This window comes from Mycetohabitans sp. B3, assembly GCF_021498065.1.
Taxonomy (GTDB): domain Bacteria; phylum Pseudomonadota; class Gammaproteobacteria; order Burkholderiales; family Burkholderiaceae; genus Mycetohabitans.
In genome coordinates, this window is sequence record NZ_JAHLKN010000037.1 from 87,179 (window position 1) to 96,705 (window position 9,527).

9 protein-coding genes are annotated in these 9,527 nt (G+C 63.3%); 3 read left to right on the forward strand and 6 right to left on the reverse strand.

Features of this window, described 5'->3' with window-relative positions:
• Nucleotides 1–129: 129 nt before the first annotated feature.
• Nucleotides 130–519: a lactoylglutathione lyase gene (gene gloA / locus KQH55_RS11925; RefSeq protein ID WP_076786109.1), complete on the forward strand. Its 390-nt coding sequence runs from the start codon at nt 130–132 to the stop codon at nt 517–519.
• Between the two features lie 211 nt (nt 520–730).
• Here the strand turns inward: gloA and KQH55_RS11930 are convergent, their stop codons facing one another.
• From KQH55_RS11930 to KQH55_RS11955, 6 genes are all read right to left on the reverse strand, one after another.
• Nucleotides 731–1,120 (reverse strand): type II toxin-antitoxin system VapC family toxin, encoded by a 390-nt coding sequence (locus tag KQH55_RS11930; protein WP_076786108.1) that lies wholly within the window; start codon nt 1,118–1,120, stop codon nt 731–733.
• Nucleotides 1,117–1,386: a type II toxin-antitoxin system Phd/YefM family antitoxin gene (locus tag KQH55_RS11935; protein WP_076796258.1), complete on the reverse strand. Its 270-nt coding sequence runs from the start codon at nt 1,384–1,386 to the stop codon at nt 1,117–1,119. The genes KQH55_RS11930 and KQH55_RS11935 overlap by 4 nt, the downstream gene beginning before the upstream one ends.
• 261 nt (nt 1,387–1,647) lie before the next feature.
• Nucleotides 1,648–2,508 (reverse strand): 16S rRNA (adenine(1518)-N(6)/adenine(1519)-N(6))-dimethyltransferase RsmA, encoded by an 861-nt coding sequence (gene rsmA, locus KQH55_RS11940; RefSeq protein ID WP_076796260.1) that lies wholly within the window; start codon nt 2,506–2,508, stop codon nt 1,648–1,650.
• Between the two features lie 86 nt (nt 2,509–2,594).
• Nucleotides 2,595–3,602: a 4-hydroxythreonine-4-phosphate dehydrogenase PdxA gene (gene pdxA / locus KQH55_RS11945; RefSeq protein WP_373566391.1), complete on the reverse strand. Its 1,008-nt coding sequence runs from the start codon at nt 3,600–3,602 to the stop codon at nt 2,595–2,597.
• A 17-nt stretch (nt 3,603–3,619) separates the two neighbouring features.
• Nucleotides 3,620–4,978 (reverse strand): peptidylprolyl isomerase, encoded by a 1,359-nt coding sequence (locus KQH55_RS11950; protein ID WP_076786104.1) that lies wholly within the window; start codon nt 4,976–4,978, stop codon nt 3,620–3,622.
• 70 nt (nt 4,979–5,048) lie between these two features.
• Nucleotides 5,049–7,424 (reverse strand): LPS-assembly protein LptD, encoded by a 2,376-nt coding sequence (locus KQH55_RS11955; protein WP_076786103.1) that lies wholly within the window; start codon nt 7,422–7,424, stop codon nt 5,049–5,051.
• Between the two features lie 170 nt (nt 7,425–7,594).
• Here KQH55_RS11955 and KQH55_RS11960 point away from each other — a divergent pair, with 170 nt between their 5' ends.
• Together KQH55_RS11960 and murU are read left to right on the forward strand one after the other, a co-directional pair.
• Complete coding sequence (locus KQH55_RS11960) at nt 7,595–8,644, forward strand: aminoglycoside phosphotransferase family protein (protein WP_076796268.1); 1,050 nt, start codon at nt 7,595–7,597, stop codon at nt 8,642–8,644.
• Nucleotides 8,645–8,656: 12 nt separating this feature from the next.
• Nucleotides 8,657–9,394: an N-acetylmuramate alpha-1-phosphate uridylyltransferase MurU gene (murU, locus tag KQH55_RS11965; protein WP_235091113.1), complete on the forward strand. Its 738-nt coding sequence runs from the start codon at nt 8,657–8,659 to the stop codon at nt 9,392–9,394.
• Nucleotides 9,395–9,527: the final 133 nt, after the last annotated feature.

The following is a 9,527-nucleotide window of genomic DNA, read 5'->3' on the forward strand; positions in this document are numbered from 1 at the left end:
GCGCCGTTTGGCCGCATCGCGCAAAGCCGTGCTGCGCGGGTTAAAATCCTCGCCGTATCGCGCCGTGCCTGCCGTACGGTGCTGTTATCGCGTTCCCCACAACGCCATCGACATTTCAAGGATCCCACCATGCGACTTCTTCATACAATGCTTCGAGTCGGCAACCTGGAGCGATCGCTGGACTTCTACACGAACGTGCTAGGCATGCAATTGCTACGCAAGCGTGACTATCCGGAAGGCCGCTTTACGCTTGCGTTCGTCGGCTACGGTAACGAGGACGACCATACGGTGATCGAATTGACCCATAATTGGGACACCTCGGTCTATGAGCCGGGCACTGGCTTTGGCCATCTGGCGATTGCCGTGGACAACGCCCGTGACGCGTGCGACGCGGTGCGCGCGAAGGGCGGCAAGGTCACGCGCGAGGCCGGCCCGATGAAGCATGGCACCACGGTGATCGCCTTCGTCGAGGATCCGGACGGCTACAAGATCGAGTTCATCGAGAAAAAACGTCCTTAATCCAGGTGGCTGTTACCGCCGCGTTAGTCCGCAAGCCGTTTGATGCCTTCGCCATCGTGTGCTGGCACTGGCGGGCCCAACCGGCACCACCCTGTGGCCGAGTGGACGCTCGTGGCCGTCGTCGGCCTCGCGTAGCGTTGATGCTCCCCAACCTAAACTCCTGAGCTTTACCCACAACGATGTATGCGAATCACCCCCATTCTGGCTATCGTTAGGCTTGCAGCATGAGCGTCGGGTGATAGCGCCACATTTTCGGGTCAGCGCTTAACAGCGCGATCCCCTCGTGGAGGGCTTGCGCTACCATAAGGCGATCAAACGGATCGGCGTGATCTTCATGCGTTGGTAGTAATGCGACCATCTCTGCATGGTCATTGATAATCGGTAGCTGCGCGAAGCCCGCTAGACGGAACGCCAAGCGCGCTTCACGCGGATGAATGCGCAGATTGCCCTTCGCGTGTTTGATTGCAATTTCCCAAATGGCCGCCGCACTGACCAGCAGCGTATTGGCCGGATTCTCGATGATTTCGATGGTTTGGGCAGACAGCTGCGGTGCACCTTCTGCCGCCCACAGCGCAATATGCGTGTCAAGTAGCACTTTCACGGCAAAAGACCTTGCCCTGCACTCGCCTCAAAGTCAGCTGCGATGACATCGTCGTTCGCGTTAAATGCCTCAACGGTAGTCGGCACGCCCAATCCGGCGAGTAAATGCTGTGCCGCGCCAATCCGTTTGGGGGCGGTAAAGGGCACCAACCGTGCGACGGGCGTGCCATGCCGGGCAATGATCACCTCGCTTTCTTGCCCCACTTCAAGTTGTTCAACCAAACTCGACAGCCGCGATTTAGCGTCGTGCATGTTCACAGTCAACATATCGGCCCTCCCACCCAAGTTAGCTAATAAATATTAGCTAACAGTGTAAGTCCAAATCCCAGACAAGGCAATGCGCTGCTGCATCATTCCCACTCTGACGCCGGCCGCGAGCCTCTGCGTGCTGAATGTCAGCGTAAGTTTGCAGCACTCGACCTCCGAGAGGCCCGGCATTTTCTAACCCTACTCGTTAATCAGCACGACCCATGTTTGATTGAAATGGGAACGTCACGGCACGCCGCACGAAGCGGGCAGGCAGACGTGTTAACGCGTCGATTCAGGATCCAACGCACCACCCGCGCCTACGCTACCCATCGAGCCTGCACCGGCGTCAACCTGCTGCGCCAGCGCGACGTATTCAAGCACCGGCACATCCTCGGCACGACGCGCAAGATCAAAGCCGAGCGCGTCAAAATCGACTCGACTCCGATAGGCCGCCAGCGTATTGCGCAACATTTTGCGGCGCTGCGAAAACGCGGCCGTCACGACTTCGCCAAGACGAGTGATATCGACCGGCGGCACGTCGCCGGCGGCGCGCGGAATCATCCGCACCACCGCCGAGGTCACCTTCGGCGCCGGCTCGAACGACTCAGGCGGCACCTCGATCAGTTTGTCGATCGCATATCGATACTGCAGCATCACGGTCAGGCGGCTGTAGTCCTTACTCCCCGGCTCGGCGATCATTCGCTCAACCACTTCGTTCTGCAGCATGAAGTGCTGGTCAATCACGTCATCGGCAAACGACGCGAGGTGGAACAACAGCGGACTCGAGATGTTATACGGCAGATTCCCAACCACCCGGAGCGACGCGCCGATATGCGCCGAATCAGCCAGTGAAGCGAAGTCGAACGCCAGCGCGTCGCCTGCATGCAACACGAGCCGGCTGCCAAAACGCTGCTGCAGCCGCGCGATTAGGTCACGGTCAAGCTCGAGCGCATGCAATGTTTGCACGCGCTCGAGTAGCGGCGCGGTCAACGCGCCCAGGCCCGGGCCGATCTCCACGAGTCGGTCCGCGGGTTGCGGGCGGATCGCCTCCACGATTGCGTCGATCATGCCCGTGTCGACAAGGAAATTCTGGCCAAAGCGCTTGCGCGCAAAGTGGCCTTGGTGCTGACGATGACTCATGAAGCAGCTCGTTTCGAATCAGATGCATGGCGGCGGCCAGCGCGATGCCCGGCACGCCGCCGCGTTCAGCGGGTCATACGCGGCCGTTAACGGCCTGCCGCCGCGTGCCGTCGATGGCGAGCCATCGACACAGCGGTATCGATCGCCGCAATCAAACTGCCGCAATCGGCGCGGCCGGTGCCCGCCAGGTCGAGCGCCGTGCCATGATCGACGGAGGTGCGCACGATCGGCAATCCCAACGTGACGTTGATGCCCTCACCGAACGTGGCGAACTTGAGCACCGGCAAGCCCTGGTCGTGGTACATCGCCAACACGCAATCGGCATCGCGCAGGTAGCGCGGCTGGAACAGCGTATCGGCCGGATACGGCCCGCGTGCATCGATGCCAGATGCACGCGCGCGCTGCAATGCCGGTGCGATCACGTCAATTTCCTCGCGGCCCAAATAGCCGTTCTCGCCCGCATGCGGGTTGAGGCCGGCGACAAGGATACGCGGCGACGCGATGCCGAAACGCGCGCGCAAGTCACGATCGACAATTGCCAACGTGTCGACCAGCCCGTCGATGCTCAACGCGTCGGGCACGTCGCGAAGTGCCAGATGCGTGGTGGCAAGGGCTACGCGCAGCGGCTGCTCGCCGGTGCCGGACAGCATCATCACGACGCGTGGCGTACCGGTACGCTCGGCCAGGTATTCGGTATGGCCGGTGAACGGCACGCCGGCATCGTTGATCGTGCTTTTTTGCAGCGGCGCGGTGACAATGGCATCGAACGTGCCGTCCAGTGCGCCGTCAATCGCCGCATCCAACAGCGCGAGCACATAGCGGCCGTTTGCCGCGTCCAGCACGCCGGCCACACTCGGCGCGCCGAGCGGCACATCGCGCAGCACGACAGCGGCGCCCGCCGCGGTCGACCACACGGCAGGATCCACACCCGCCTGCTTCGCGCGCTCGGCCAGCAGCCGGCGATCGCCGAGCACCGTGAAGTGCGCGTCCCCGCGCCAGCGCCCGGCCTCGCGCGCAAATGCTTGCGCGGTCAACTCCGGACCGACGCCGGCCGGCTCGCCGGTGGTGATCGCAATGCGAACGGGTGTCGTCACGTTCCGCTCCGCGGGGCTCAGGCCGGTCCGTCCAACTTGTACTGCACATACGAGCTGTCACGCAGCTGCCGCAGCCAGTCTGCATAGGCTTGCTCGGCTTTGCGCTGGCCGATCGCCTGCCGCGCGATCTCCTGCTGCTGCGCAACAGAACCTTGCGCTTCGCGGCGGCCGATCACCTGGACCAGGTGATAACCGTACTCGGTCCGGATGGGTTGGCTGATTTCGCCATCCTTCAGGTTGTTCATTGCCCGCTCGAATTCCGGCACGGTCTCGCCCGGGCTGATCCATCCCAGGTCTCCTCCCTGCGATGCGGAACCGTCCTGCGAGTAGGTACGGGCGAAATTCGCGAAGTCGCCACCTGCCTCGATCTGTGCGCGCAGTTCAACCAGCTTTTGCCGTGCCGCCGGCTCCGACTGCCCTTCGCCGATCCGGATCAGGATGTGTCGCGCATGCGTTTGCACGAGCTTCGGCGCTTCGCTGCCCGTGCCGCTGGACACCCGGCGATCGACGAGCCGCACAATCTCGAAACCTTCCGGCGTGCGCAGCACCTCTGGATTAACCTGCCCCGGACGCAGCTGCGAGGCCGCCTGCGTCATCGCTTCGGGCAACGCCGACATCGAACGGAATCCGAGGTCGCCGCCGTTGGACGCATCGGGCGCCTGTGAGTTGTCTTTCGCGAGCCGCGCGAAGTCCTCGTTCGCCAGGGCGCGCTTGAGCAAATCCGATGCCTTTTGCCGCGCGGCCTCGATCTCAGTCTGCGGCGCGTTCAGCGCGGCCTTGATCAGGATATGTTCAAAGCGCAGGTCCTGATGCACGCGCTGCGTCGGCCCGCGCTGGCTGGCAATATAGTTGGCCACTTCCGCATCCGACACGGTGATCCGGCTGTCCACTTCCTTCTCGCGCAGCTTCGAGAGCAGCAACTCGTTGCGCGCATCGGCGCTAAACACCGACCAGGGCACGCCCTCGGCCTCCAACCGTGCGCGGTACATGTCGAGCGACATGTTGTTCGCCTGCGCGAGCCGGGTCAGCGTGCGTTGCAGCGTCGCATCGTCAATCACGATGCCGTCGTCCTTGGCCCGCTGCAGCTGGATGCGCTCAAGAACTATTTGATTCAGCACCTGCAGCTGCAACTGGTCCGGCGACGGCAACGGCGCGTTCTGCTGCTGCAGGCGGCGTGTGATCAGCGCCATACGCAAGTCAAGCTCGCGGCGCGTGATCACGTCGTTGTTCACGACCGCGACAATGCGATCCACCTCCTGTCCGGTCTGATGCGACGGCAACGCTTGCGCGTGCGCACCGTTGAGCGGCGCCAGCGCGCCGAGCGCAGATAGCGCAAGCACGCACTGCAGAAGTGCCGAGCGTATCGTCTTCATCATTCCCACCATTACTCCGTTCAGGTAAAAACCGGCACGGGCCGGACACCGTCCGCCACCCACCGACATTGTCTCATTGATAGTGAGTGAACCGGGCCTGCGGCGCAGGCAGCGGCGGCACCGGCTGGTAACCCGGCACGCTCGCTCGGAATTGCGGCCCCAGCCCATTGTCGATCGTCGCAAAACCCTTGAGTTGCAGTTGCGCGAGCATCCGTGTCCCGGTGGACGGCTGGTTCGAACTGTTGACGCCGTTTGCGTATTTCTGCAACCCGATGCCGAATGACCAGCATTGCGCATCGTACTCGAAGCCCGCCAACGCGTCGACCAGGCGGTGCCGGACGAGGTCGTAATTCACCCGGCCCACGCCGTACAGGCGTCGCGCAAGCGGCCACTGCGCGGAGATCACCAACTGGTTGATCGGCTCGTAGGATAGCGTCGTGTTCGAGCGCGTATAGCGGTACGCCGCGTTCAGCACGCGACGCTCGGCCGGGCTCCATGAAAACCCGAGGTTCGTGCGCACCAGCTGATTGTTGTTCTGGTTGTACTGGAACGCCTGTTCGGTCGCAAAGCCGTCGCCGAGCTTGAACGACGAACCGATGATCACGTCCGAGTGCGCGGCCTGTGACGTCGGTTGCGATGGCGTGAACGTCACGCGCTGGTTACGAAAATAATACTGCTGCGCGATCACGAAGCGCGCCCGCTCGTCGCCGGATGCCGCGTCGATGAAGCGTGACGTGAGCGCCGCAGTCAGCCGGTTTGCATCGGCGATGCGGTCATTGCCGACGAAGCTGTTCGCCGTGAAAATCTCGGCCAAGCCGAAGTCCGCCTCCGCGGTATCGAACAATGGCGCAAACTGCTGGTTCCGGTACGGCGTATACACATAGTACAGGCGCGGTTCCAGCGTTTGGATGTAGTCCTGGCCAAACAGGTGAAGGCTGCGGTCAAACACCAGGCCGGAGTCAAGGCTCAGCGTCGGCACGCTGACGTTGAAACGCTTGGGCTGGCCGCCTGGTGCGTCCGCGCCGATCGTGGATAGGTCGTATGACGTGAAATGCCACTGCACCTTCGGCGTGAAGAAGTAACCAGGGCGCAGGATCGGATACGAGACGTACGGGTTGAACACGAAGCGCGCGCCCTCGGTCGCATCGGCCGTGGTGATCGAAAAGCGGGTCGCGTCAACCTCGGCGCCAAAATCCAAGCCGCCGACGTTATAGCGGCTGTATTTCACGTTCAACTGGGGTTCGCGGCCATACGGCGCCGTCGATGGTGGCAGCGTCTGCCAATGCTGCTCGCGCAGCAGTGCGGCCCACGGACCACTGTTGTAAGTCAAGCCGATTTCCTGCTGGTACAGCATCTGCGTGCCGAGCAGGAACGAGTTGCCCGACGCGAGATCCTCCGGATAGGTCTTGTCCGACACTCGGTTGTAGTAGATATATCCGCCGAAGCCGTTGCCAAAGTTCTGGCTGTGGTTGAAAAACACCGCATAGCGCTTGGTGTGCGTGATGCGGTCATACGGCAGGTACTCGACGGTGAGGTTGCCCGAGTACGTCGGCGATAGGTAGCGAAAACTGGGCGCAATTAACACGCCACGCCGCGACATCATCCGGGGCGTAAGCGTCAGATCGTAGTTCGGCGCGAGATTGAAATAATACGGCAGCGACATCTCAAAGCCGGTGGTCGAGCTCATCGTGCCGGTCGGCGGCAGCAAGCCGCTCTGGCGCCCGCCCGAGAGAGGAAACGACAGCCACGGGCTGGCAAAGATCGGCACGCGCTGGAAGAACAATACGCCATTGTGCGCCACGCCCAAGTTGGCGTCGGTATCCATGTTGAACTGCGTGGCCCGCACGTACCACGCCGGATCGCTGTCGCATGGGCATCCGGTATACGTACCGCGGTGCACGACCGAGCGCGCATCGTCGATTATGTCGATCCGCTCGGCAGCACCGGAGCCACCGGTTAGGTTGAAGTGGTACTTCGGCCGCGTGATATAGCCCTCAGACGCGCCCACCTTCAAGTGCGCGTCCGGTCCCGCAAACGCATTGCCATTGTTGACGATATGCACATTGCCGAACGCATCGGCCAGATCGGTGTCCACGTCGTAGTGAATCGAATCGGCCTTGATCACGGACGTGTAGCGGCGCAACTCGGCACTGCCCTCGAGCGACGCGTTGCGCTCCGCGGTGCCGCTAGCCACCTCGCCCAGCCCGAACACTGCCGGCGGCGCGCCTGAGGGCAGCACATGCTCTTCGAGCTGCGGCGCGACGCGTAGTCCCCACGGCGCATCCAGCCGGGTCGGCTGTGCGGCTGCACCGGTCAATTGCGCGTGCGCAAGCGCTGGCAGGAATCCCGGTACCGCAAGCAATGCGGCGGCGACGTGCGTCAGGCGAAGCACGCGTCGCGAATGGGGCGCGGGTGGCAAATTCGTTCGATCGAGCTGTGTTGGCGGCATGAATGCAGTAGACGAAGCGACGCCGCCCCGGTATGAGCGGCCGCCCGGGTAACGTCGCAGCAAAGCTGCCCGCCCCGGCCTCGGGGCCTGCGCCGCGCGCCGGTGCTGGTCGCATCAAAAAAGTCGTGGGGTATTATAGGGCAAGACGTTTTCGTATCCCCGCAACTTTCATGACGCAGACCTGCGCAAGCCCCTCTTTCGCCATTGCCGATCCCCGGCTGGATTTGCTGCGCGACTGGCTCGGCTCGCTGCCCGCAGCACTGGGGCTCGCGCCCGACACACTGACGCTCGCCTCCTCGGACGCGGGCTTTCGCCGCTATTTCCGGGTCGCGGCAAGCTCGGCCGGCGAACGCGGCACGTTGATCGCGATGGACGCGCCACCGCCGGAAAAGTGTCGCGAATTCGCCGCGATCGCCGCGCTGCTGCACGACACGGGTCTGCACGCACCCCAGGTGTTTGCGCAGGACGTCGAGCGCGGCTTCATGCTGCTGACCGATCTGGGCACGAGCACCTACATCGACGTGTTGAACGAGGCTAATGCGCGCGCGCTGATGCGCGACGCACTGGACGCGCTGATCCGGTGGCAGTCGGCGTCGCGCCCCGGCGTGCTGCCGGTGTTCGATGAACCGTTCATGCGCCGCGAAATGGAGCTAATGCCGCAATGGTACGTCGAGCGGCATCTGGGCTTGACACTGACCGACAAGCAACGCGCGACGCTCGACACGACATTCGCCGCACTCGTGCGCAGCGCGCTCGCGCAACCCCAGGTGTTCATGCTGCGCGACTTCATGCCCCGCAATCTGATGGTGGCCGAGCCCAATCCCGGCATCTTGGACTTTCAGGATGCGGTGCACGGCCCCCTCACCTATGACGTCGCATCGCTGCTACGCGATGCGTTCGTCAGCTGGGACGAGTCGTTTGAGTTGGACTGCTTCGCCTGGTACTGGGAGCGGGCGCGCAAGGCCGGCCTGCCGGTGGACGCGGATTTCGGCAAGTTCTACCGGCAACTCGAATGGATGGGCTTGCAACGGCACATCAAGATCATTGGGCTGTTCGCCCGCCTCCACTACCGGGACAGCAAGCCGCGCTACCTCACCGACGTGCCGCGCTTTATCGACTATGCGCGCAAGGTGGCCCGACGCTACCGGGAATTGACGCCGTTCGCCGTACTGTTGGACGAACTCGAAGGGCGCGCGGTGCAAGTCGGCTACACGTTCTAAGCAGGGCGAATGATGTTCAAATGCACAGCGCGAGGTATCGATGCGACGCTGGATACCGCGATGATCTTTGCCGCCGGGCGCGGTGAACGGATGCGGCCACTGAGCGACACCTGTCCGAAGCCGCTGCTCGAGGTAGGCGGACGGGCGTTGATTGAGTGGCAGATCGAGCGGCTGGCCGCAGCCGGCTTCACCACCATCGTGATTAACCACGGGTGGCTGGGCGAACAGATCAAAACGCGCCTGGGCAACGGCCAGCGCTTCGGCGTCACGCTGCGCTACTCGCCGGATGCGCTGGAAACGGCCGGCGGCATCGCACAGGCCCGTGCCCTGCTGGAGCACCGCGGCACGCCGGCGCTCATCGTGGCCGTGAGCGGCGACATCTACTGCAACTACGATTACACGCGGTTACGTGCGGCAGCACAACAGCTGACCGCGCTCGACGCGCCGGGCATGCACCTGGTGATGGTGCCCAACCCACCCTTTCATTCATGCGGCGACTTCGTGTTGAACGGCGCCTCGCTGAGTTTGGACGGCGCGCCGCGCTACACGTTCGGCAACATCGGCGTGTACGACACACGGATGTTCGCCGACTTGCCGCGCGGCACGCGATGTGCACTCACGCCGTACTATCGCGCGACAATTGCTGCAGGCCGCGCCAGCGGCGAGCTGTTCCTCGGACAATGGGCCAACGTCGGCACGCCAGCGCAACTAGACGCACTAGAGCGTGCGCTACGCGCGGCCCGCACGTAGCCGGCGCTACAATCTCGCGCCATGGATACTCCAAAGACGAGCCCCGTCGCGCAGCGCGACATGCCAACGGATACGCGCTCCCCTACCCCAGCCGACGACCCGCCCCCCAAGGCGGACGACGCACTACCGGGGC